The organism is Flavobacterium sp. ov086 (assembly GCF_900187965.1).
Lineage (GTDB): Bacteria > Bacteroidota > Bacteroidia > Flavobacteriales > Flavobacteriaceae > Flavobacterium.
Genome location: NZ_FZNL01000033.1, coordinates 1 through 22,692 on the forward strand (window position 1 = coordinate 1; position 22,692 = coordinate 22,692).

Consider the following 22,692-nt stretch of genomic DNA (forward strand, 5'->3'; position numbering starts at 1 on the left):
CCTATAAAAACAAAAACAGTTGCAAGAACGTTCTTGCAACTGTTTAATTAATTATTTTTATCTAATAATCAGTGTCGTTTTTTTAGGACGAGACAACAATCAAGTTTCAAAAGCTTTTATAAATGAACTGTTATAGGTATAGAATATAGTACACGAACATTTACACCTCTTTGTTGACCCGGAATCCAATTTTCATAACTTGTGATTACCCTTATCGCTTCTTCATCAAGTCCGTATCCTAATGATTTAACGACTTTTGGCTCGACAATTTTACCATCTTTATCTATAATAAAGGTAACAAACAGTTTTCCGCTTATTTTATTTTCAAAAGCTGCCTTAGTTTTTGTGAAATTTTGCCCAACATAATTATAGAAATCCTGAATCCCTTTTTTAGGCATTGCTCTTAATTCTAAAACATCATAAGTATGCTCGACTCCTGAAGAATCTATGTTTTTGCCTGAAATAAATTCTCCTCTTTTGTAGATATCGGTATATTGATAATTTGTTTTTTTATCTTTGCCACTCCAAACTCCATCTTTAAATCCGTTTTTTACTTTTCCTGTAACGGTTAGATTTTCGTCAATTTCTTCATAATTACCATTACCATCAATTACGAGATGTTCATTTTTAGAATTCCAATATTGGTACGTTTTAAAATCAGAATTAAAACCTTTTTCAGAGTCTATGTATTCACCTTCTAATTTTGGATTCCCATTTTCGTACCATTCCATAAACTTTCCTTTTACTCTTGATTTGTAATAATTTTGAAGACTTTTTTTATTTCCATTTGCATAGTAAAAAGTATATTCACCTTCTTTGCTGTTACCATCATTCGTTTTTGAAGTTCCTTTCATTTGTAGAACGCCAGATTTATAGTAATCATAAATCTTATAAGAATCTTTTTCTGTATAATAGTCTTTTATGATTCTGTAATATTCATAATTTTCTTTTGTTGTTTCTTTCCAAATTGAATCAAAATAAACCGTTTTATCTGTTGATTTTTGAGAAAAAAGTAAAATAGGAATAAAGAACAAGAATGTAATTAGTGAGTAATTTTTCATAAATTGATTCGGAAAAGTTGTAGGATGGTGATTTTTTTAGTACAATTTAGCAACTTCTTGATTTACAAATTCTAAAAATCTTTCGTCAGCTTCGGTAAAAGGATCAATTACGTGACTGTCAATGTCAATTTGCCCAATATTTACTCCGTTTACAAATAAAGGAACAACGATTTCAGATTTCACAGTAAAACTGCAGGCAATATAATTGTCCTGAGCAGCAACATCAGGCACCACAAAATTTGCATTGCTTTCAGCAACTTGTCCACAAATTCCTTTTCCAAATGGAATAACAGTATGATCTGTTTCTGCGCCAACATAAGGGCCTAAGTGTAAGGTTTTGTTTTCGTGATTGGCAAAATAAAAGCCAACCCAATTATAATATTCTACATTTGCATTTAATAATTGGCAAATGGCTAATAGTTTTTCGTCTCTAAGAGTATTAGTGTCAGCTACAATAGCACTTATTTTTGGTTGTAATTCTTGAAATGTCATGATATAAAAATTTTATACAAAAGTATTTAAAGCTAAACTCAAAAAATACATAAATTTGAAAAAAAAATCCCGTTGAGAAAATATTTAATACAGTTCAAACCTTTTCTGATTTTTATAAGTACTTTTTTTGCTACTTATATTACGCTTACCTTTATATATAAGTTTTATTTGGATGGTTTTGAAATAAATGACGTTGACGGAATTACAAAAATCGTAAGTCGAAATGTGGAACAATTAATGCAATTGTTCAATGCTGATTTTATAGTGAGCAAGAGTTTATCGAACTCGTGGATGGATGTCTGGTACAATCAAAAATATATGACACGAATCATCGAAGGCTGTAATGCTGTTAGCGTTATGATTTTGTTTGTTTCGTTTGTTGTTGCTTTCTCCGGAAAATTCAAACCAACATCACTTTTTATCTTACTTGGAATTGTGCTGATTTATATTTGTAACGTTGTTCGAATTGCTTTATTAGTCGTTTTAATATATAGTTTTCCTGAGTACGCTCATTTTCTACATGGAGTTTTTTTTCCTCTAATGATATACGGAATGGTATTCGGTTTATGGGTTGTCTGGATTAATAAATTTTCAAAATATGCTAGATAATCTTAAAGAACACAAATTCACAATTCTGATTGCGATTTTGGTTGTATTTTGTTTTGGTGTTATCAGAGCATTTGAAGATCAGTTGTTTTATGATCCTTTTTTGGATTACTTTAAAGAAGGTTTTAAAAATTTACCTTTTCCTGAAGTTAATCAGTTTAAGCTTTTCTTGGGTCTTTTTCTGCGGTACATTCTAAATACGGTCTTGTCTTTAGTATTAATTTATGCCTTGTTTCCGGATGTCGAAATTCTGAAATTCACTACATTTATGTATGGCTTTTTTCTATTGCTTCTATTTGTGATGTTTTATGTAATTATTGAATACTTTTCAAATGCAAGCTGGCTGCTTTTTTATGTAAGACGATTTATTATTCAGCCCATATTTGTATTGTTATTTATTCCTGCATTTTATTATCAGCAGCAAAATCTTAAAAAATAACATTTCATTAAATCTTTCTTTGGTCTTTTTTAGGTAATTTTGCAGTATGAATGTAAAAAAGTGCACAGGATTATTTTTAGCGCTCCTATTGTTGGTTTCCAACATCGGGTTTGCTTTTGATGTGCATTATTGTGGAGGCGAAATAGCTTCTGTTTCATTAAATACTACAGCTTCTGCAGCTCCTGAAAAGAAATGTTGCGGAGGATCCGAAAAAAAATCATCTTGTTGTAAAGACAAAGTAGTTCATTTCGAAAAAAAATCGGACAATGCTACATTTAAGATTTTCTTTTTTCAATTAGCTTTTCCAGCGGTAATTCAGGAATACAAACCAATCGTTTTTGTGTCAATTCCGAATTTCAAAAGCAATCAAATCACATCGTATTACGCAGATGCGAATGCACCGCCTTTATTTAAATTATACAATCAATACATTTTTTATTCCTGATTTTAATGTTTAGAATCAAGCTGTTTATTGGCTTGAGCTATGCTGTTTAGTTATTTTTCACTTAAGGAGAATTTCTATAAAGCAGTTTTTCTAATTAACATTAAAATCATTTTTTATGCAAAAAAATATCATGCTTTTTTGTATGATTTTATTTTCTATAGCTGCTTTTTCGCAAGAAGATTTAGAGGAAGTTAAAATCACAAAGAAGCAAAAAGGAATAAAAAAATCCTATACACTTACCTCAAATACATCTGTAATTACAAGTAAAGAACTGCTGAAAGCGGCATGTTGTAATTTGGCTGAAAGTTTTGAAACCAATCCATCAATAGATGTGAATTTTTCGGATGCTTTAACAGGGACAAAACAAATAAAAATGTTGGGGCTTACAAGTCCGTATTTGATGATTACCGAGGAGAATATCCCATCAGTACGCGGAGCTTCTCAGGCTTACGGATTGTCATTTACGCCCGGAACATGGATCGAAAGTGTTCAGATTACAAAAGGCGCCGGAAGTGTAATTAACGGTTACGAAAGTATTTCGGGACAAATAAACACAGAACTTTTAAAACCATTAAACGATATTCCATTCTTTTTGAATGTCTACGGTTCTACTGATGCCAGATTTGAGGTAAACACGCATTTCAATAAAAAACTATCTGATAAATGGGCGACAAGTTTGTTCGTTCACGGAAATGCACGTGTCGCAAAAAACGATATGAACGACGACGGTTTTCTGGATAATCCGTTAGGAAAACAAATCAACGTTTTAAACCGCTATCAATATTATAATGCAGAAAGTGGTTTGGTGAGTTTTATCAATTTCAGATATATGAATGATAAAAAACAAACCGGAGAAGTTGATTTTGATAAAGACAGAGATCGAGGAACTACAAATCACTGGGGTTCAGAAATAAATACAGAACGTTTTGATGTTTCTACAAAAATTGGCTATGTTTTTAAAGACATGCCATATCAAAGTATTGGTTTTCAGAATGCTTTTAATAGTCATAATCAAAATTCTTATTTTGGATTGAATTTATATGATATTAAGCAAAATAGTTTTTATTCGAATTTAATTTTCAATTCGATTATCAACAACACCATGCACAAGTTCTCGACTGGTTTAAACTTTACTTACGATCAATATCAGGAATTTGTGAACGTAAATGATTTTAGCAGAATCGATAACTCCGTTGGGGCATTCTTTGAATATACATATGATAACACAGATAATTTTAGTTTAATTCTTGGAGGAAGGGTAGATAATCATAACCGACTAGGTTTTTTTGTTACACCTCGTTTGCATATGAGATACAATCCGTGGAAAGATGGGGTTATTCGTTTTTCTGCCGGAAGAGGAAAACGTTCGGCTAATATTTTTGCCGAGAATCAACAGCTTTTTGCAAGTTCAAGAACATTTTCAATTTTAGATCATAGTGGGAAAATTTATGGTTTAAATCCTGAAATTGCCTGGAATTATGGTATTAGTTTTTCTCAGAAATTTAAATTGTTTAATAAAAATGCCGAAGCTGGGTTTGATTTCTATAGAACCGATTTTCAAAATCAGGCAGTTGTCGATTTGATGCAGAGTCCGCAAGAAGTTTTATTTTATAATCTAAAAGGAAGTTCTTTTGCAAATAGTTTTCAGTTTGAGTTCAATTATGAGTTAATTCATAATTTAAATTTGAGAACTGCCTATAAATATTACGATATCCAAACTGATTATTTGAGAGGAACTTTTCAGCGTCCGTTGCAGGCAAAACATCGTTTTTTAGGAAATTTGGAGTATGAAACCCAATTGAACAATGGAAGACAATGGAAGTTTGATTATACTTTTAATTGGTCTGGAAAACAACAATTGCCTTACACAGCATCAAATCCCGTAGAGGATCAGTTTCCTGATTTTTCACCAGCTTATGCTGTTATGAACATGCAGGTTACAAGAGTACTTTCTCCAGTTTTTGAAGTATATGTGGGAGGTGAAAACATTGGAAACTACAAACAACAGAAAGCAATTTTAGGTGCCGAAGATCCATTTGGACCTAATTTTGATGCTTCTGTTGCATATGCGCCAATTTTTGGACAAATGTATTACGCAGGATTACGATTTAAAATAAAATAATAAATTTATAAACTTTAATAATAGACAAAATGAAAAATATAGTTTTAATTGCATTAGTAACTTTTTTAGGATTTTCTGCGCAAGCTCAAACTAAGAAAAACAAGAATTTAAAATACACGACAGAAGTAAATGGTAATTGCGAGCAATGCAAAAAACGTATCGAAAAAGCAGCGTTTGGAGTTCCGGGTGTTAAGTCTGCAAGTTGGGATATAGGTTCGCACGAATTAACGGTAATTTTAAATGAAGAAAAATCGTCGCCTGCCGATTTAAATAAAGCAATTGCAAAAGTTGGGCATGATACTAAAGAAGTTAAGGCAACAGAAGCCGATTATGATAATTTGCATTCTTGTTGTAAATACGTACGAGAAGAATAATCGTAACGAATAATAGAGAGAGCCCAAGGATAACTTGGGCTTTTTTAATAGTTAATTTATCTTTAAAATATCGTATTTTATTGTGGCTAAACTAAATTATTGTTACTTTCACGAACTTATAAATATAACCAAACGCGTTTATGAATAATTTTGATTGGACTCAATTAATTAACCCTGAATTTTATATTACACTAAGTATCGGTGGTTTTCAAATTGGTTTATTTATTGTTTTGTTTATTGTTTTTGCTGAAACAGGACTTTTTGCAGGTTTTTTTCTCCCTGGAGACAGTTTGCTTTTTTTAGCAGGTATTTATAGCCGTGATTTAATTCAGAATGTTGTTGATATACCAGCTGATTTTCTAAACGTATTTATACTTTCTACTCTGGTTGCTATAATGGGAGTTTTGGGTAATATGACAGGTTATTGGTTTGGTGCTAAAAGTGGGTATTATTTGTTTAAAAAAGAAGACACATTCTGGTTTAAAAAGAAGTACTTATTACAATCTAAAGATTTTTTTGAAAAATATGGTGGTAAAGCGATTATCTATGCGCGTTTCTTGCCAATTTTCAGAACCTTCGCCCCAATTATTGCAGGTATAGTTTCTATGGATAAGAAGAAATTTATGTTCTATAATATTCTAAGTTCATTTTTATGGTCTTTTGTATTGATCTTTTCAGGACATTATTTGTATGGAGTATTTCTAAAGCAAGGAATAGATTTAAAAGAGCATATTGAATATATCATTATTATAATTGTAATCATTTCTACGTTCCCGGTTTTAGTAAAGCTCTTAAAGAAAAGACCAAGTGAGAATATATAAATTGAGATATTAAAATAAATAAAAAAGTCCGAAGTTTAGAACTTCGGACTTTTTTATGCTTGAAAATTGAGATTATGATTCTTGATAATAATTCCTTTAAACTATGTAGAATTAATCGTTATTTGAGCTTATAAGAAGCTTTAGAAGGGGCTTTTAGTCTGAGCAGAATATTCTGTTATGGTTAGAATTTGTTTCTAAAGTTCGAATTTGGAATTTAAAAAAATGAAATTTAATTTTTCAAAAGTCTACCATTCATTTACTTTGTTTGCATCCATTTTTAAGAAGATAAACAGCAAAATAGTGAATCCCCAAAGTCCTGAACCTCCATAGGAAAAGAACGGTAAAGGAACTCCAATTGTTGGGAAAATTCCAATAACCATTGCAATGTTTACAAAAAAGTGTGTAAATAAAATCCCTGCAACACAGTAACCATAAACTCTGCTGAATTTTGTTTTCTGTCTTTCGGCCAAATAAATTACCCTTAAAAATAGACCAACAAAAAGTACGATCACAACTAACGAGCCTACAAATCCCCATTCTTCACCAACGGTTGTAAAGATATAGTCAGTATGTTGTTCAGGAACGAATCCTCCTTTGGTTTGTGTTCCTTCTAAGAAACCTTTTCCAATCCAGCCTCCTGATCCAATAGCAATTTCCGATTGATTGGTATTGTATCCAATACCTTTCATATCGACCGTTTTTCCTAGTAAGATATTAAAACGGTCACGGTGGTGTTGTTTAAAAATGTGATCAAAAACATAATCTACAGATAATACAAAGGCCGAAATAATAGCTAGTAAAATACCACTTAAAATAATGTTTCTATCGACAGCCCTGCCTTTAAAATGTATAATTGCTAATACTCCAAAGGCTATTAAAATAACTGCGTAGGGTTCTAAAACAAGAGTTAATACAAATAAAAGAATGGTGATAAAACCAGTCCAAACGTACCAAGATGGTAATCCTTCTCTGTATAGTACAATGATAAATATACTATAGATTAAGGCGCTCCCGGGATCCGGCTGAGGTAAAATTAATAATACAGGTAAAAAAACAATAGCCAAAGCCTGAATTTGCCTGTTTGTTTCTTTTAGATTTATTTGAGTATCACTTAAATATTTAGCTAATGCTAATGATGTGGCGGCTTTTGCAAACTCAGAGGGCTGTAAAGTAAAGCTTCCAATAGCATACCAACATCTTTGTCCGGCAATAGTTTTCCCAAATAGAAATAATCCTGCTAATGATAACAAAGAAACTCCAAAAATTATACTGGCATATTTTTCATAGAATTTTCCGTCAACAAAAAGTACGACAAAAATTAAAGGAATTGTACAACCTATAAAAATTAATTGTTTTTGGTAGGTTCCTTCAGTCGATAATAATGATGATGAATAAATATTTAGCCACCCTAATGTCACCAACGAAATGTAGATAAGAACGCTTATCCAGTCAATGTTATTTTTTACACTTTGATTTTTCATTTGAAATAATCTTTGTTAGTTTTCCTTAGTGGTGTCTGAAGGGATGGTTTTAATTTCTACTTTTTGTTTTACGATTTTAGCTCTCATGACAGAATCCTTTGGAGTAGATTCGATTGCGCTGGCGTCGCTCATTCCTCCTAATTTTGCATATTCACTCGCAAGACTTTTATTAAGAACTCGTATTTCTAAATCGTTTCTTGTGATTTTCTTTCTTAAATATTTTTCGATCATCAAACTTGCAATAGGTCCGGCTACTGTAGCTCCAAAACCTCCATTCTCGATCATAACTGCGATAGCTATTTTTGGATTGTCTTTTGGTGCAAAAGCCACAAAAATAGAGTGATCTTTTAGTTTTGTTCTAACACCTCCAATTTTTGCAAAGTTTTCAGCAGTACCTGTTTTTCCGCAAATATCAATACCTTCTACTCGAAGCGCATAAGCTGTTCCTTTGTTGTACACGTCAAACAGACCACTTATAACCGGAGGGAAATATTTTTGATCAATTGTAGTAACGTGTTTTGTGGTAAACTTAGGATCAATTTTTTCGCCTTTAATCTTCTTAATGATATGAGGTGTATAATAATAACCTTGATTGGCTACTGTTGCCATCATATTGGCTAACTGAATTGGAGTCATTAAAACTTCTCCCTGACCAATCGCATTCGATACAATTGTTGTACTTCTCCAGCCTCCGTTAGGATATATTTTTTTATAAGTTTTAGATGTTGGAATATTTCCTCTTTTACCTATTGGTAGATCATAACCCATAAATTGACCTAATCCAAAACTTTTCACGTGATCACTCCAAACATCTACAGCTTTTGCCGGATCTTTATATTTGTTGATAGTTAGCATGTACGATTGTGCAAAATAGGTGTTACAAGAATTGTAAATCCCATTGTGTAATTGGTGCGGACCAAAACCGTGACATTTCATAAAACGACCTCTACCATAACTAAATCCATGATGACACATAAAAGTAGTTTGCTCGTTGATAACGCCTTCTTGCAATGCTACTAAACCAGTCAGGATTTTAAATGGAGATCCTGGAGGATATTCTGCTAAAAGTCCTCTGTCGTATAAAGGTTTTGCTATAGAATCATGGTATAAAAGAGTGTAGTTTTTAGATTTTTGTCTTCCAACTAAAATTCCGGGATCGTAAGATGGAGCGGTAACTAAGGCTAAAATCTCACCGGATTTAGGTTCAATAGCAACAATTCCACCTCTTTTATTAATCATTAATTCTTCACCATATTTTTGAAGTTCAGCATCAATCGTTAGATTAATGTCTTCTCCGGCAACGGCGATAGTATCGTATTTGCCCTCTTTATAGGAGCCTATTTCACGATTGTATTTGTCTTTTTGAATATATTTTACACCTTTTATACCGCGTAAAATTTCTTCGTAGCTTTGTTCAACACCTTGTTGTCCAATTAAATCCCCACTATTGTAATATGGGTTTTTTGCAATTAGTCCTTCGGTTACCTGAGTAATGAAACCAAAAATATTGGCACCGTAATCTACTTCGTAATCACGAAGTGATCTTTTTTGGAAATAAAAACCTTCATATTTTCTGATTTTTTCCTGAAAAGCTGCAAATTCATTTTTGTTTAATTGTGCCAAAAATACAGACGGAAGTCGTGGACTATAGACTTTTGCTTTTGCAATTCGTTTGTCGTATTCTTCTCTTGTTATGTTTAGTAAAGCACAGAATTCAGGGATATTAAGGTTTTCTTTGATGTCCCTCGGAATAACCATTATATCGTATGAAGCTTGATTAGCAACTAATAATTTACCATGTCGATCATAAATATAGCCCCTTTCAGGATAATCATACTTCTTCTTGATCGCATTATTTTCTGATTTTAATTTGAAGGAATCATCAACAATTTGCAAATAAAATATCCTGATCACTAGCAAAGATGCTGCAATAATAATTAAAGAGGGCAGCAGGACTTTTCTCATCTTTTATTGGGCTTAATAAGATAAATTATTATGATTGAAGTAATTATTGTAAATATAGAGCTAAACAATGTTCGGAGTAAAATATCCCAGATAAACTTAAATTGAAAAGCTTCAAGGGTAAATAGTACGATGTGATGCAATACTACAGATACTAAAATAAATGAAAATCGCTCCGGTGTTAATGACTCGTTTAATCTGATGGTTTGATATTCGTAGCTTAATCCAAATGAGAATTTAAAAATATAAGGTCTGTAATAGGCTAAGATTACACAGGCAGTAGCATGTATTCCGCCAGAGTTACAAAACAAATCCATTGTTAATCCAAGTAAAAAGCTAGAGATGATTAAACCTGTTCTATTGCTGTTTACCGGATACAAAATAATGTATAAGATGTATGGGAAGGGACTTATGTACCCTAAAAAATTCATATTATTGAAAATAACAATCTGAATTGTTAGTAACATAATAAATCGAAAAATATTGACTAACAAAGCGCTATTCATTTTTTTCCTTGTTTTCTAAATTAATAAGTTCTTCTCTATCCTTACTCTTGATAATATAAACATGTCCCAAGTTTGTCATATCGTTAAACAACTTAACATTTATAACATAATAACTTGTGTTCTTTTCAATAAATATTTTGTCAACGGTTCCAATGTTAATTCCCTCAGGGAAAATAACAGATTGGCCACCAGTTACAATAGTGTCTCCTTTTCTGATAGAAGCCAGTCTTGGAACATCTCTTAATTGTGCAAATCCGGTGCTTTTTCCATCCCAGGTTAAAGAACCAAAGTGATTTGATTTTTTGATTTTGGCATTGATTTGTGACTTCATATTCAAAATACTTACTACTGTAGAGTATCTTGGCGAAGTATCGTCAATTATACCAATTATACCTAAACTGTTAATTACACCCATATCAGGTTTAACACCGTCTCTTGCTCCTGAATTTAATGTAATAAAGTTTTCGTATCTGTTGTAGGAGTTGTGAATTACTTTAGATACAACTATATCGGCAGGTTTTACTCCTTTTATGCTATCTGCCAAAGGTAGTTTTGTAGTGTCTTCTTTATTGAATAGTAAACTTTTCAATCTTGCATTTTCAAGTACAAGCTCGTCATTTTCAGTTTTTAGATTCAAATATTCGTTAATACGATTGATTCTTTCGTAAACGCCTCCGCTCAAAAAGTTGGCAGAACTAATTACTTTGCTTCTATGGTAGGAATGCGATTGAATTGTGAGAGTCAACGAAATACCTAAAAGCAGCAAAAACAGCAATCGATTACTGTTTCTTATAATGAAATTAAAAATTTGCTGCATTTCTTGTTTGGTTATTTTGTTTCAGGATATGCTTTTCGTTTCAAATTTTATAAGAGTCAAATTCAATTAATTCAACTCTTATAAAGATATATTGATTGTTATTTTGAATCTTATTTAATTAAGATACTTTTAAATTTTGCAATATTTTTAAGTGCCATTCCAGTTCCACGAACTACAGCTCTTAACGGATCTTCAGCAATGTAAACTGGTAAATCTGTTTTTTGCGAAATACGTTTGTCAAGACCTCTAAGCATAGATCCACCACCGGCTAAATAAATACCAGTATTGTAGATATCTGCTGCTAATTCAGGAGGAGTTTGAGATAACGTTTCCATTACAGCATCTTCAATACGTTGAATTGATTTGTCTAATGCTTTTGCAATTTCACGGTAAGAAACATCAACTTGTTTTGGTTTACCAGTAAGTAAATCTCTACCTTGAACTGACATATCTTCTGGCGGTCCATCTAAATCTTCGATAGCAGCACCAATTTGAATTTTTATTTTTTCAGCTGTACTTTCTCCAACAAAAAGGTTGTGTTGTGTACGCATGTAGTAAACAATATCATTTGTAAATACGTCACCCGCAATTTTTACAGATTTGTCACATACAATACCACCAAGTGCAATAACTGCAATTTCAGTTGTACCACCTCCAATATCAACGATCATGTTTCCTTTTGGTTGCATAATGTCAATACCAATACCAATTGCTGCAGCCATAGGCTCATGAATCAGGTAAACTTCTTTTCCGTTTACTCTTTCACAAGATTCTTTTACAGCTCTCATTTCAACCTCAGTAATACCAGACGGAATACATACTACCATTCTTAAAGCTGGAGTAAACATTCTTTTTTTCAACGCAGGAATACTTTTGATGAACATATTGATCATCTTTTCAGAAGCATCAAAATCGGCAATTACACCATCTTTCAAGGGCCTTATCGTCTTTATGTTTTCATGCGTTTTACCTTGCATCATATTGGCTTCCTTACCAACAGCAATGATTTTGCCTGATATTCTATCACGTGCAACGATCGACGGACTATCAATAACGACTTTATCATTGTGTATGATTAAAGTGTTTGCGGTACCAAGGTCTATCGCAATATCCTCGGTCATGAAATCAAAAAATCCCATAAGTTTTTTAGGGGTTTAAAATGTTATAAATTATTTTGAACAAAGTTAAACAAATTAATGTTTAAAATGACGCGTTCCGGTAAATACCATTGCAAGATTATTTTCGTTGCAATAATTTATGCTTAATTCGTCTTTTATTGAGCCTCCTGGCTGAATTACAGCTGTTATTCCTGCTTTTTTGGCTAATTCTACACAATCCGGAAATGGGAAAAATGCATCACTCGCCATCGAAGCGCCTGTTAAATCAAATCCAAAAGCTTTTGCTTTATCAACAGCCTGCATTAAAGCATCGACTCTTGACGTCTGACCTGTACCTGACGAAATTAGTGTTCCGTTTTTTGCAAAAACAATCGTATTTGATTTTGTGTTTTTACAAATTTTTGAAGCAAATATTAAATCTTCTATTTCTGAAGCAGTAGGCTCAGTAATAGTAACGGTCTTTAAATGCTCTTTAGTATCTGTAATATTATTTCTGTCCTGAATTAACAAACCATTAAGACATGTTCTAACTTGTCTTGAAGGTAATTCAACTTGATTTTGAACTAATATGATTCTGTTTTTCTTTTCTTGTAAAACTGCAATCGCCTCGTCATCATAACTTGGAGCAATTACTACTTCGCAGAATAATTTGTTGATTTCCTGAGCTGTAGCTAAATCAATTTTGGTATTTGCAATCAAAACTCCACCAAAAGCAGATGTAGGATCACAAGCCAAAGCTGCTAAATAAGCTTCGCTAATTGTTTTTCTTGAAGCTAAACCACAAGCATTATTATGTTTTAAAATTGCAAACGTTGGTCCGTCAGTTTTAAACTCATTGATCAGGTTTACAGCTGCATCAACGTCTAACAAGTTGTTGTATGATAATTCTTTTCCGTGAACTTTTTTGAACATTGCATCAAAATCTCCAAAGAAGAATCCTTTTTGATGTGGGTTTTCCCCGTATCTTAAAACCTGACCATCTGCAATACTTTCTTTGTAAATAGTCTCGTCAGTATTGAAATAATTAAAAATTGCACCATCATAGTGAGATGAAACATGGAATGCTTTTGTAGCAAACAATCTTCTGTTCTCAAGAGTTGTAGCTCCATTTTGCTTTGTAATCAAATCAAGAAGCAGGCTATATTCATTAACCGAAGCCACAATTACAGTGTCTTTGAAGTTTTTTGCACCGGCACGAATCAATGAAATTCCACCAATGTCAATTTTTTCGATAATATCTTGTTCGCTTGCACCAGAAGCAACAGTTTTTTCAAACGGATACAAATCAACAATTACCAAATCAATTTGAGGAATATCAAATTCCTTCATTTGTTGAACATCACTTTCGTTATCCTGACGGTTTAAAATTCCGCCAAAAATTTTCGGGTGTAAAGTTTTTACTCTTCCGCCAAGAATTTCAGGAAATGAAGTAATATCTTCAACCGGAACTACAGGAATTCCAAGATTTTTGATGAAATCTTCAGTTCCTCCAGTGGAGTAAAGTGTAACATTTTGTTCGTGTAATTTTCTAACGATTGGCTCTAATCCATCCTTTGAAAAAACAGATATTAATGCCGATTGTATTGTTTTAGTTGTGCTCATTGTGTAGTTATGATTTTCAGACTGCAAAAGTAGTTTTTTTAAATATTATTTTAAAGAAAATTAATGTAACATTATGCTAAAAAAAACTACTGATGAGTAAGTTAACTTTTATTAGGTTTTTGAATTTAAATTATTGAATTTTACTTTATTGAAAAATACGAAAATATGCTTGTTTATCTAAGATTATTAAAAGAAAGTTTAAGTTTTGCTATAAACGCTTTGCGAAATAATAAATTACGTACTTTATTGTCTTTGTTAGGTGTAACTATTGGGATCTTTTCAATTATTGCTGTTTTGGCTGCGGTTGATTCTTTAGATCGAAAAATTTCCAAAGATTTGAGTAGCTTAGATAAAAATACGATTTATTTGATGAAATTTTGCTTCGGACCATCAGAAATTCCACAATGGAAGAGAGAGCAATTTCCAAATGTAAAGTATGACGAGTATATAGCTCTAAAAAATTCACTTAATAATACAGAGCAGGTGGGGTATCAATTATTCGTAAATCATGAAAGTTTAAAGTATGATTCGAAAACCGTTGCCGATGTAAATATGATTCCTTCTTCATTTGAAATGGTTGATATTGACGGATTAAGTTTCGAAAAAGGGCGATTTTACAATGAATCTGAATCAAATTCAGGAACACCGGTAATTGTTTTGGGATATGATATTGCCAACGGACTTTTTGGCGAAAGTGACCCTATCGGGAAAAACATTCGTCTCTACGGACAACGCTTCACGGTTATTGGCGTAATGGTAAAACAAGGAGCGGGTTTTTTTGGAGATAGTAATGATACTTCAGTTTATTTTCCGGCAAATTTTTTACGCCGAATGTATGGCGACAGTGATGCAATGACTCCGGTAATTGTACTAAAACCTGTAAAAGGAATCGATATGGACGCTTATAAAGCCGAAGTTGCCCAAAAATTAAGAGCAATCCGCGGAATGAAAGCGGGAGAAATAGATAATTTCTTTGTGAATGTACTTTCCGGATTTACCGATTTTATCGACGGAATCCTGGGACAGATGAATGTTGTGGGATGGATTATCAGTGGATTTTCTCTTTTAGTTGGAGGATTTGGAATTGCTAATATTATGTTTGTTTCGGTAAAAGAACGAACCAACTTAATTGGAATTCAAAAATCATTAGGAGCTAAAAACCGTTTTATCTTATTTCAGTTTTTATTTGAAGCCATTATTCTTTCTGTTATTGGAGGAATAATTGGATTATTGATGGTTTGGGGCATTTCGGTTATTCTAACAAAAGCTCTCGATTTTGAATTTGTTCTGAGCATGGGAAATATACTTTTAGGAACCGGATTAGCCGCACTTATTGGATTAATTTCAGGGATTTTACCTGCAATTTCTGCCGCGAATTTAGATCCTGTTGAAGCTATTAGAACGGGAATGTAAATTAGATTATAAATTGTTATGAATTTAAATTGGATAAAGCATCCAACAATCCTAAAAGGAGAAATTGTTGATTTGATTCCTTTAGATCAAAATCATTTTGAGGAATTATATAGAGCTGCATCAGATAAAGAACTTTGGGAGCTTATTCCTACTGATTGTTCTAGAAGGGAAGTTTTTGATATTACTTATAATTTCGCTTTAAGCGAAAGAGAAAAAGGAAACCAATATCCATTTGTAATTTTACATAAAGAAACCCAAAGAATAATTGGATCTACAAGATTATTTGAGATATATCCAAATGATAAAAAAATAGAAATTGGTTGGACGTGGATTATTAAAGATTTTTGGGGAACAGTTGTAAATTTAGAAAGTAAATTTTTATTGCTTCATTTTTGTTTTGAAGAGCTGAACGCAAATAGAGTTCAACTTAAAACTAAAGATACCAATTTGCGTTCGCGTAAAGCAATAGAAAAAATTGGAGGTGTCTTTGAAGGTATTTTACGAAAAGATAAAATTCAGAATGATGGTTTGGCCAGAAATGCAGCTTATTACAGTATTTTGGATGAAGAATGGAGTCGTGTAAAACAAGATCTATTGGCTCAAATTAACAATAAGAGATGATTAACCCTTAATTATTCTTTTTACAACTTTTAGATTCCTTTTATTGAGAAATTTTGTCGTAATTTTAGTACCCTAAATTAAAAATACGATAATATGATACCAGTAAAAGCTTATGCAGCCTATGATGCTGTAAATCCGTTAAAACCGTACACGTTTGAGAGAAAGGAAGTTGGTGCTCATCAAGTTCAAATCGAAATTTTATATAGTGGCGTTTGCCATTCAGATATTCATACTGCAAAAGGAGATTGGGGGCCGGTAAATTATCCATTGGTTCCGGGACACGAAATTGTTGGTCGAATTGTTGCAGTTGGTAGTGAAGTTTCTAAATTTAAAGTTGGAGAACTTGCCGGAGTGGGTTGCTTTGTTGATTCATGCAGAGTTTGTCCAAGTTGTCAGTCAGGCGAGGAGCAATTTTGTGATGAAGGAATGACAGGTACTTACAATAGTGTTGAAAGAGGAACAAATATTCCAACCCGTGGGGGATATTCAACAAGTATTATTGTTGATGAAAGTTATACGCTTCATGTTTCTGAAAAGTTGGATATAAAAGGAGTAGCACCACTATTGTGCGCCGGAATTACAACATACTCTCCACTACGTTATTTAAAAGTAGGTAAGGGGCATAAAGTTGGTGTTTTAGGTCTTGGGGGGTTAGGGCACATGGCAGTTAAATTTGCGGTTTCTTTTGGTGCCGAGGTTACTATGTTGAGCCATTCTCCATCTAAAGAAGGTGATGCTAAAAAATTAGGAGCGCATAAATTTGCTCTAACTTCAAATCCTGAAACAATGGAATCTTTAGCTAATAGTTTCGATTTTATTCTAAATACTGTTTCTGCAAAACACGATCATAATGCTTATCTGAATTTATTAAAAACTAACGGAACAATGATTGTTGTTGGAGCTCCGCCAGCGCCTGCCGAAATTCCGGTTTTTACTTTAATCATGAAAAGAAGAAGCATCATGGGAAGTTTAATAGGTGGAATTAAAGAAACACAAGAAATGTTAGATTACTGTGCCGAACATAATATTACATCAGATGTTGAAATTATCGATATGTCATATATTAACGAAGCTTACGATCGTATGAATAAAAGTGATGTGAAATATCGTTTTGTTATTGATATGGCTTCTTTGAAGTAGGTTCAAAGGTGCAGAGGTTTTATTTTATTGAGTTTAAGACTTTGTATTTAATGAGTTCTTTACCGATGGATAAAACGGATTTAAACTGTTTATCGCAAAGCTTGTTCTTTGCTAGGAAGGAAGCAATCTCATTTGCTGAATCAATGTAGTGTGGCTACTTGGCTTCTAGTAATGACGAACGTTATGTTTGCTAATAAAAACTTTGCGTCTCTGCGACTTTTTGAGATTATAATTTCAGAATAACAGATATAAAAAAAATCCCAAGAAAATATTTCTTGGGATTTTTTTTATATCAATATGTTTTTAGGTTTTTGTTTTAATTTGAATTGGAGGTTTTATGAATTTAATTTGTTCCGGGAATTTAATTTTTGTTTTGTCCCATTTTATGTCTTCCGAAGAATAATAAGATTCGTTGTTTCTTTTATATTTCAAAACAGCGTCTTCTTCTTGAGTTGTTCTTCTTATAACACAGAAATCGCGATCTCTTATAAAATATTTTAAGGATTTATGCAAATCAAAGAACATCTTCGATTTTAAAGTGTCAGATTCTGATGCAATAAAAGTTGCATTTCGAAAGTCATCTTTATAATTTAATTTTATAAATTCATAGAGGTTTTTATTTGAAATTTCAATTAAATCTTTGGGTTGTAAATTTATAAAATAAGGGATAGTGTCAGCATTTGGTGTTCCGCATATGAATCCTATTCCTTTATTTTGAAAGTAATATGCTGTAGAATCAGTGTTGATGATAAAAGTATTTGTTCCGTAGACTAGCCAGCCAGGTATAGGAGGCGATGGAGGAATAGTGTCATTGTTTGTAATTTTTCCTTTATTTTCTTGAGAAATAATATAAGGTTTGTTTTTTGCAATAACCTTTTCTTCTTTCTTAGCACAATTCAAAAGAAACAAACAAATTGCAAAACCAAGAAAAACTCTTTTCATAAATTAAGATTTAAAATAAAGATATAAAAAAATCTCACCTGCAATTAAGCGGATGAGATTTTATATATTAAGAAGTTTTAAAACTATCTAATTGTATTATTTTGAATCAAATCGATATACAAGTTAATCTTGTCTTTTAATTCTTTTCTTGGCGTGATAAAGTCAAGGAAACCGTGCTCTAAAAGAAACTCAGCAGTTTGGAAACCTTCCGGTAAATCTTTACCAGTTGTGTCACGAACAACACGAGGTCCGGCAAAACCAATCAAAGCTCCTGGCTCAGAAATATTAATATCTCCTAACATTGCATATGATGCAGTTGTTCCTCCAGTTGTTGGATCAGTACAAAGTGAAATGTATGGTAATTTAGCTTCAGCCAACTGAGCTAATTTTACAGATGTTTTTGCTAATTGCATTAAAGAATAAGCAGCTTCCATCATACGAGCCCCACCAGATTTAGAGATCATTACAAAAGGCAATTTGTTTTTGATCGCGTGATCAATACCTCTGGCAATTTTTTCTCCAACAACAGCTCCCATAGATCCACCAATAAAGGCAAAATCCATACAGCAGATTACAAGTTCTTTTCCTTTAGATTTTCCCACTCCTGTACGCACAGCGTCCTTTAAGTGAGTTTTCTCCATTACATCTTTCAATCTTTCTGCATATTTTTTTGTATCAACAAAATGCAAAGGATCTTTTGATGTCATGTTTTTATCCAATTCAACAAATTCATTATTGTCGAATAAAATTTCAAAATAGGTTGCGCTTCCAATTCGAACGTGAAAATCATCTTCAGGACTAACAAATAAGTTTCTGGCTAATTCGTCGGCGTCAATAATTTTTCCAGTAGGAGATTTGTACCACAATCCTTTCGGAACGTCCATCTTATCTTCAGTAGCAGTCGTAATCCCTTTTTCGTGTCTTTTAAACCAAGCCATTTTTTTTAATTTAGAATGTAGATTTTAAAGTTTAGATTTTCAATCTGATTCAAAATTTAAATTCCAGGCTTTTTAGAAGTCCGGAATCTAAATTCAGAAATCTAAAATTTAAAGTGTATTTACGTTATTCAAGTCTGCAAAAGCTTGCTCAAGTCTTGTATTGAATGTCACTTCGCTTTCACGTACCCATCTTCTTGGGTCATAATATTTTTTGTTAGGAGCATCAGCACCTTCTGGATTACCAATTTGAGTTTTTAAATAGTCAATGTTTTTAACCATATAATCACGAATTCCTTCTGTGTATGCAAATTGTAAATCTGTATCAATGTTCATTTTGATAACTCCGTAGCTAATTCCTTCTCTGATTTCTTCAAGTGTAGAACCTGAACCTCCGTGGAAAACGAAATCTACCGGGTTATGTCCAGTGTTGAATTTGTTTTGAACGAAATCCTGAGAATTTTTTAAGATTTTTGGAGTTAATTTTACGTTTCCAGGTTTGTAAACACCGTGAACGTTTCCAAAAGCAGCTGCAATTGTAAATTTAGGGCTCACTTTAGATAATTCTTCGTAAGCATAAGCTACTTCTTCTGGTTGAGTATATAATTTTGAGCTATCAACATCAGAGTTGTCAACACCATCTTCTTCACCACCTGTAATACCAAGTTCGATTTCTAATGTCATTCCCATTTTGCTCATTCTAGCCAAATATTCTTTACAGATCTCGATGTTTTCTTCGATTGGTTCTTCAGATAAATCGATCATGTGAGAACTAAATAATGGTTTTCCTGTTTCTGCAAAATGTTTTTCAGAAGCATCTAATAAGCCATCAATCCAAGGTAATAATTTTTTTGCACAGTGGTCAGTGTGCAAAATTACAGTAGCTCCATAAGCTTCTGCCAATGCATGAATATGTTTTGCTCCAGCGATTCCACCAGCGATTGCTGATTTTTCACCTGCATTTGATAATCCTTTTCCAGCGTTAAATTGTGCTCCTCCGTTTGAAAATTGAATGATAACTGGCGCATTTAGTTTTGCTGCAGTTTCAAGAACTCCATTGATTGTGCTAGACCCGGTAACGTTTACTGCAGGTAAAGCAAATCCTTTTTCTTTTGCATAATTAAAAATCTCCTGAACTTGATCTCCTGTAGCTACTCCCGGTTTAATATTGTGTGCCATTGTAATTTTTTTTATAGTTGTTTTTAGTTTTTAGGTTGCAAAAATAAGAATTAATTAGCATTAGAAAGGATAATTTATTCCAAAATTTACAACACAGTGCCCAAAATTGTATTCTTTAAACCAACGATCTCCTTTGTCATGTGCTGGATTATAGGTCTTAAAGCCTAAATCTAAACGAATAACAAAAAAGCTTAAATCGTAACGTAAACCGAATCCTGTACCCAAAGCAATATCAGCTAAATCGTTTACGCTGTCAAATTTTGCTTTCTCATCAATTACATTATCGAGCACATTCCAGATATTTCCTGCGTCTGCAAAGATGGCTCCTTTAACATCTCCAAAAACTTTAAATCGAAGTTCGGCACTCATTGCAATCTTCATATTTGCCTCATTAAAGTCGTTTACAGCATTTGTACTTCCCGGACCTAATGAATAAGGTTGCCATGCACGGTTATCATTTGAACCTCCCGAATAGTAACTTCGTGAAAACGGAATGTAATTTGAATTTCCAAAAGGAATCGCAATTCCAAAAAAGCTTCTTACCGCTAATACCTTTTCTTTTCCAAAATCCCAGTGTTTGATATAATCGAACTCTGTTTTTATGTACTCTGAATATGCTAAGTTGAATATTTCGTAGTTGCCATTTGCATTCTTCGGTAAGTTTGCAATATTCGAAATAGCGGATAATAAAGTACCTGCAGATTCTATTTTTGTTTTAAATTGATAGAAAGTATTGTCGGCCAGATCTTTTTTAGTGGTTTTGGTAAACGTATAACTTGTCGCCAGAATAAAGTCATTTTCGGTCAAACGAATTCTTCTTTCTTCAATACTTTCTACATCCTTATATTGGGGGTCTCCAGGTCTCAATACTGTCTGATCGGTTAGTACTTGTCTGGTGAATGTATTTGTTCCTGAGGATATAATTAGGTTTCCGTTGTCATCAATATTTTTTGGATCAGTGTTATATTGATTGGCAATACCATTTAATTCGTTGTAAGAAGAAGTATAGACATTAAAATAATTATTCGGATTTAAGTTTCGAACAAATTGCGCATTTAGCAATTCCAGTTTTGCAGTATTGTTTCTTTTCGGAGACCAGTTGTAAGCAATACCGCCTGTGAAATTTTCTTTATCCAATCCGATGTTTCTTTGCTTGGAAAAACCTGCAGATACACTCGTGGACGGAATCATCCTTTTCGGGATAATTTTCTCGGTTCCAAAAGGCATTAAGATTCTTGGGAAATTCAGTTTTAAGTCTACACCATATTCTGAAACGTTAAAGAAATTATTATTCGGATTCGCCATATCTTTAGAGGAACCCAGATTTAAACGTGTAGAAATTTCCAGAGTCTCGGCTCTGTTAAAAACATTTCGAATAGTTTCGGAAATACTTGCTCCAATACCAAAATCCTGAATATTAGAATGTGTTACGTCAAAAGTGGCTCCAAAGCTATATTTTTTTCTCGGCGTCAAATAAACATTTGCAATTAAGGATTGTGCCGTTGAGTCGCGTTTATCAACTTCGTATTGAATCGAAGGATAATTAAAGATTTTCAAGTTGTTTAAATATCTTGACGAAAGAGTAGTTCTCGTGTCAGAGAAAGTACTTCCTTTATTGATAAAAACAGCATCCGTAATAGCACGCGGTTTGTATTTTAGCTTTTTATAACTGTATAAGTTAAAGTTGTTGTAGGTTGTACTGTCTGTAATTTTAGTTTTTGCATTTGCTGCCGAATAATCCGTGTAAATGTTTACGTCGCTAATTTTATACAATTTAAACGGTTCTGTTCTGCTTGAATCTCTTTCCTGAATATTATTGTTGTTTACTATTAAAGTGACATCGGCTTTGTTTTTTTTACCAATGGTATCAATGTCAAAAGTAACATAAGTTGGCTGAAAGTAATAAGCGCCGTGATTTCTAAAATAGGTAGTTATACGATTTTTTTCATCTTCAAAATCAGAAGTTTTATATTGATTTCCAGATTTTATTAGAGGTGCTTCAGGATTAGTTTTGTATAACGAATCTAATGCCGGAGTCATGATTTTGGTTTTAATAGTATCTAGAGTGTAAGCAGGGCCGGTAGTAATATTATAATTTATTTTGGCTTTTTTTCTCGCAACGCTGTCCATAGTGTAATCTGTAGAAACGTTAAAATAACCATTGTTGAAATAATAATACTTCAAACGTAATAGCGATTTTTTTGTTTTTGCAGTATCGATAATAACGGGCGGTTCGCCGGTGCTTTTTAAGAATTCATGAATACCTTTGTAAAAGAATGATTGCCCAAGGCGATCTACTTGTTTTGCAGATAACAATTTAGATTGGCGCTCATATTTTCCTGGATTATTCTTGAACTTTGCCTGATAAGTAGAATCCGGATTTAAATTGGCCAGGTTGTATAGATTAAGACGTAATTTAAAACCTAATAAAGTACCGTTTGGTTTTTGATACATTTGATTTGAGGCAATTTCGTCATTTGTATTCTTTCCGTTTACAACAATATTATTTTTTACAAGAAGGTTTTTTCCATCGGGAACTCTTTTTACGGCATTACAAGCGCAAATAAATATTGCTATTAGGATAAATGCTATTATTTTTGTGGAATTCTTTTTCAA

21 protein-coding genes are annotated in these 22,692 nt (G+C 32.7%); 9 read left to right on the forward strand and 12 right to left on the reverse strand.

The features are described from left to right. Positions 1-116: 116 nt before the first annotated feature. Complete coding sequence (locus tag CHB81_RS24395) at positions 117-1,061, reverse strand: energy transducer TonB (protein WP_089354434.1); 945 nt, start codon at positions 1,059-1,061, stop codon at positions 117-119. Between the two features lie 36 nt (positions 1,062-1,097). Then, positions 1,098-1,553 carry a GAF domain-containing protein gene (locus tag CHB81_RS24400; RefSeq protein ID WP_089354435.1) on the reverse strand — a complete coding sequence of 152 codons (456 nt, stop codon included), beginning with the start codon at positions 1,551-1,553 and terminating at the stop codon, positions 1,098-1,100. A 72-nt stretch (positions 1,554-1,625) separates the two neighbouring features. Between CHB81_RS24400 and xrtF the strand changes: the two genes are divergently transcribed. The 6 genes from xrtF to CHB81_RS24430 all read left to right on the forward strand — a co-directional run bounded on the left by xrtF (position 1,626) and on the right by CHB81_RS24430 (position 6,360). After that, positions 1,626-2,162: an exosortase family protein XrtF gene (xrtF, locus tag CHB81_RS24405; protein WP_089354436.1), complete on the forward strand. Its 537-nt coding sequence runs from the start codon at positions 1,626-1,628 to the stop codon at positions 2,160-2,162. Further along, positions 2,152-2,598: an exosortase F system-associated protein gene (locus CHB81_RS24410; protein ID WP_089354437.1), complete on the forward strand. Its 447-nt coding sequence runs from the start codon at positions 2,152-2,154 to the stop codon at positions 2,596-2,598. The genes xrtF and CHB81_RS24410 overlap by 11 nt, the downstream gene beginning before the upstream one ends. A 46-nt stretch (positions 2,599-2,644) precedes the next feature. Then, the gene (locus CHB81_RS24415; protein WP_089354438.1) at positions 2,645-3,043 is read left to right on the forward strand and encodes a hypothetical protein; all 399 of its coding nucleotides are present in this window, start codon (positions 2,645-2,647) and stop codon (positions 3,041-3,043) included. 115 nt (positions 3,044-3,158) lie between these two features. Next, the gene (locus CHB81_RS24420; RefSeq protein ID WP_089354439.1) at positions 3,159-5,165 is read left to right on the forward strand and encodes a TonB-dependent siderophore receptor; all 2,007 of its coding nucleotides are present in this window, start codon (positions 3,159-3,161) and stop codon (positions 5,163-5,165) included. A gap of 29 nt (positions 5,166-5,194) precedes the next feature. Next, on the forward strand, positions 5,195-5,539 hold the full coding sequence (locus CHB81_RS24425; RefSeq protein WP_089354440.1) for a heavy-metal-associated domain-containing protein: 345 nt from the start codon (positions 5,195-5,197) through the stop codon (positions 5,537-5,539). A 140-nt stretch (positions 5,540-5,679) separates the two neighbouring features. After that, the gene (locus CHB81_RS24430; protein WP_089354441.1) at positions 5,680-6,360 is read left to right on the forward strand and encodes a DedA family protein; all 681 of its coding nucleotides are present in this window, start codon (positions 5,680-5,682) and stop codon (positions 6,358-6,360) included. Between the two features lie 245 nt (positions 6,361-6,605). On the opposite strand, the gene rodA is transcribed toward CHB81_RS24430, so the two are convergent. From rodA to purH, 6 genes are all read right to left on the reverse strand, one after another. Further along, complete coding sequence (gene rodA, locus CHB81_RS24435) at positions 6,606-7,841, reverse strand: rod shape-determining protein RodA (protein ID WP_089354442.1); 1,236 nt, start codon at positions 7,839-7,841, stop codon at positions 6,606-6,608. 15 nt (positions 7,842-7,856) lie between these two features. Beyond that, on the reverse strand, positions 7,857-9,806 hold the full coding sequence (gene mrdA, locus CHB81_RS24440; protein WP_089354443.1) for a penicillin-binding protein 2: 1,950 nt from the start codon (positions 9,804-9,806) through the stop codon (positions 7,857-7,859). Continuing rightward, the gene (locus tag CHB81_RS24445) at positions 9,803-10,309 is read right to left on the reverse strand and encodes a rod shape-determining protein MreD (RefSeq protein ID WP_089354444.1); all 507 of its coding nucleotides are present in this window, start codon (positions 10,307-10,309) and stop codon (positions 9,803-9,805) included. The genes mrdA and CHB81_RS24445 overlap by 4 nt, the downstream gene beginning before the upstream one ends. Next, positions 10,302-11,126: a rod shape-determining protein MreC gene (gene mreC / locus CHB81_RS24450; RefSeq protein WP_089354445.1), complete on the reverse strand. Its 825-nt coding sequence runs from the start codon at positions 11,124-11,126 to the stop codon at positions 10,302-10,304. The genes CHB81_RS24445 and mreC overlap by 8 nt, the downstream gene beginning before the upstream one ends. Positions 11,127-11,236: 110 nt before the next feature. Next, complete coding sequence (locus CHB81_RS24455) at positions 11,237-12,265, reverse strand: rod shape-determining protein (RefSeq protein ID WP_007804822.1); 1,029 nt, start codon at positions 12,263-12,265, stop codon at positions 11,237-11,239. 54 nt (positions 12,266-12,319) lie between these two features. Continuing rightward, positions 12,320-13,846, reverse strand: coding sequence for a bifunctional phosphoribosylaminoimidazolecarboxamide formyltransferase/IMP cyclohydrolase (gene purH, locus CHB81_RS24460; RefSeq protein ID WP_089354446.1), 1,527 nt, complete (start codon positions 13,844-13,846; stop codon positions 12,320-12,322). Positions 13,847-14,011: 165 nt separating this feature from the next. Here purH and CHB81_RS24465 point away from each other — a divergent pair, with 165 nt between their 5' ends. The 3 genes from CHB81_RS24465 to CHB81_RS24475 all read left to right on the forward strand — a co-directional run bounded on the left by CHB81_RS24465 (position 14,012) and on the right by CHB81_RS24475 (position 17,020). Next, positions 14,012-15,259, forward strand: coding sequence for an ABC transporter permease (locus CHB81_RS24465; RefSeq protein ID WP_089354447.1), 1,248 nt, complete (start codon positions 14,012-14,014; stop codon positions 15,257-15,259). 18 nt (positions 15,260-15,277) lie between these two features. Beyond that, positions 15,278-15,880: a GNAT family N-acetyltransferase gene (locus CHB81_RS24470; protein WP_089354448.1), complete on the forward strand. Its 603-nt coding sequence runs from the start codon at positions 15,278-15,280 to the stop codon at positions 15,878-15,880. 93 nt (positions 15,881-15,973) lie between these two features. Continuing rightward, positions 15,974-17,020, forward strand: a complete 1,047-nt coding sequence (locus CHB81_RS24475; protein ID WP_089354449.1) for an NAD(P)-dependent alcohol dehydrogenase — start codon at positions 15,974-15,976, stop codon at positions 17,018-17,020. Between the two features lie 303 nt (positions 17,021-17,323). Here the strand turns inward: CHB81_RS24475 and CHB81_RS24480 are convergent, their stop codons facing one another. From CHB81_RS24480 to CHB81_RS24495, 4 genes are all read right to left on the reverse strand, one after another. Continuing rightward, entirely contained in the window at positions 17,324-17,962 is a 639-nt protein-coding gene (locus CHB81_RS24480; RefSeq protein WP_089354450.1) for a hypothetical protein, read from the reverse strand. 83 nt (positions 17,963-18,045) lie between these two features. Continuing rightward, positions 18,046-18,900 (reverse strand): acetyl-CoA carboxylase, carboxyltransferase subunit beta, encoded by an 855-nt coding sequence (accD, locus tag CHB81_RS24485; RefSeq protein WP_029271807.1) that lies wholly within the window; start codon positions 18,898-18,900, stop codon positions 18,046-18,048. A 108-nt stretch (positions 18,901-19,008) separates the two neighbouring features. After that, on the reverse strand, positions 19,009-20,076 hold the full coding sequence (fbaA, locus tag CHB81_RS24490; RefSeq protein ID WP_089354451.1) for a class II fructose-bisphosphate aldolase: 1,068 nt from the start codon (positions 20,074-20,076) through the stop codon (positions 19,009-19,011). 60 nt (positions 20,077-20,136) lie between these two features. Further along, a complete protein-coding gene (locus CHB81_RS24495) occupies positions 20,137-22,692 on the reverse strand; it encodes a BamA/TamA family outer membrane protein (protein ID WP_089354452.1) in 2,556 nt (851 codons plus the stop codon).

Excerpts from the sequence above, each read along its gene's own strand:
- CHB81_RS24395 (WP_089354434.1), bottom strand. The coding sequence starts at position 1,061 with ATGAAAAATTACTCACTAATTACATTCTTGTTCTTTATTCCTATTTTA.
- CHB81_RS24400 (WP_089354435.1), bottom strand. The coding sequence starts at position 1,553 with ATGACATTTCAAGAATTACAACCAAAAATAAGTGCTATTGTAGCTGAC.
- CHB81_RS24410 (WP_089354437.1), top strand. The coding sequence starts at position 2,152 with ATGCTAGATAATCTTAAAGAACACAAATTCACAATTCTGATTGCGATT.
- CHB81_RS24415 (WP_089354438.1), top strand. The coding sequence starts at position 2,645 with ATGAATGTAAAAAAGTGCACAGGATTATTTTTAGCGCTCCTATTGTTG.
- CHB81_RS24420 (WP_089354439.1), top strand. The coding sequence starts at position 3,159 with ATGCAAAAAAATATCATGCTTTTTTGTATGATTTTATTTTCTATAGCT.
- CHB81_RS24425 (WP_089354440.1), top strand. The coding sequence starts at position 5,195 with ATGAAAAATATAGTTTTAATTGCATTAGTAACTTTTTTAGGATTTTCT.
- CHB81_RS24430 (WP_089354441.1), top strand. The coding sequence starts at position 5,680 with ATGAATAATTTTGATTGGACTCAATTAATTAACCCTGAATTTTATATT.
- rodA (WP_089354442.1), bottom strand. The coding sequence starts at position 7,841 with ATGAAAAATCAAAGTGTAAAAAATAACATTGACTGGATAAGCGTTCTT.
- mrdA (WP_089354443.1), bottom strand. The coding sequence starts at position 9,806 with ATGAGAAAAGTCCTGCTGCCCTCTTTAATTATTATTGCAGCATCTTTG.
- CHB81_RS24445 (WP_089354444.1), bottom strand. The coding sequence starts at position 10,309 with ATGAATAGCGCTTTGTTAGTCAATATTTTTCGATTTATTATGTTACTA.
- mreC (WP_089354445.1), bottom strand. The coding sequence starts at position 11,126 with ATGCAGCAAATTTTTAATTTCATTATAAGAAACAGTAATCGATTGCTG.
- CHB81_RS24455 (WP_007804822.1), bottom strand. The coding sequence starts at position 12,265 with ATGGGATTTTTTGATTTCATGACCGAGGATATTGCGATAGACCTTGGT.
- purH (WP_089354446.1), bottom strand. The coding sequence starts at position 13,846 with ATGAGCACAACTAAAACAATACAATCGGCATTAATATCTGTTTTTTCA.
- CHB81_RS24465 (WP_089354447.1), top strand. The coding sequence starts at position 14,012 with ATGCTTGTTTATCTAAGATTATTAAAAGAAAGTTTAAGTTTTGCTATA.
- CHB81_RS24470 (WP_089354448.1), top strand. The coding sequence starts at position 15,278 with ATGAATTTAAATTGGATAAAGCATCCAACAATCCTAAAAGGAGAAATT.
- CHB81_RS24475 (WP_089354449.1), top strand. The coding sequence starts at position 15,974 with ATGATACCAGTAAAAGCTTATGCAGCCTATGATGCTGTAAATCCGTTA.
- CHB81_RS24480 (WP_089354450.1), bottom strand. The coding sequence starts at position 17,962 with ATGAAAAGAGTTTTTCTTGGTTTTGCAATTTGTTTGTTTCTTTTGAAT.
- accD (WP_029271807.1), bottom strand. The coding sequence starts at position 18,900 with ATGGCTTGGTTTAAAAGACACGAAAAAGGGATTACGACTGCTACTGAA.
- fbaA (WP_089354451.1), bottom strand. The coding sequence starts at position 20,076 with ATGGCACACAATATTAAACCGGGAGTAGCTACAGGAGATCAAGTTCAG.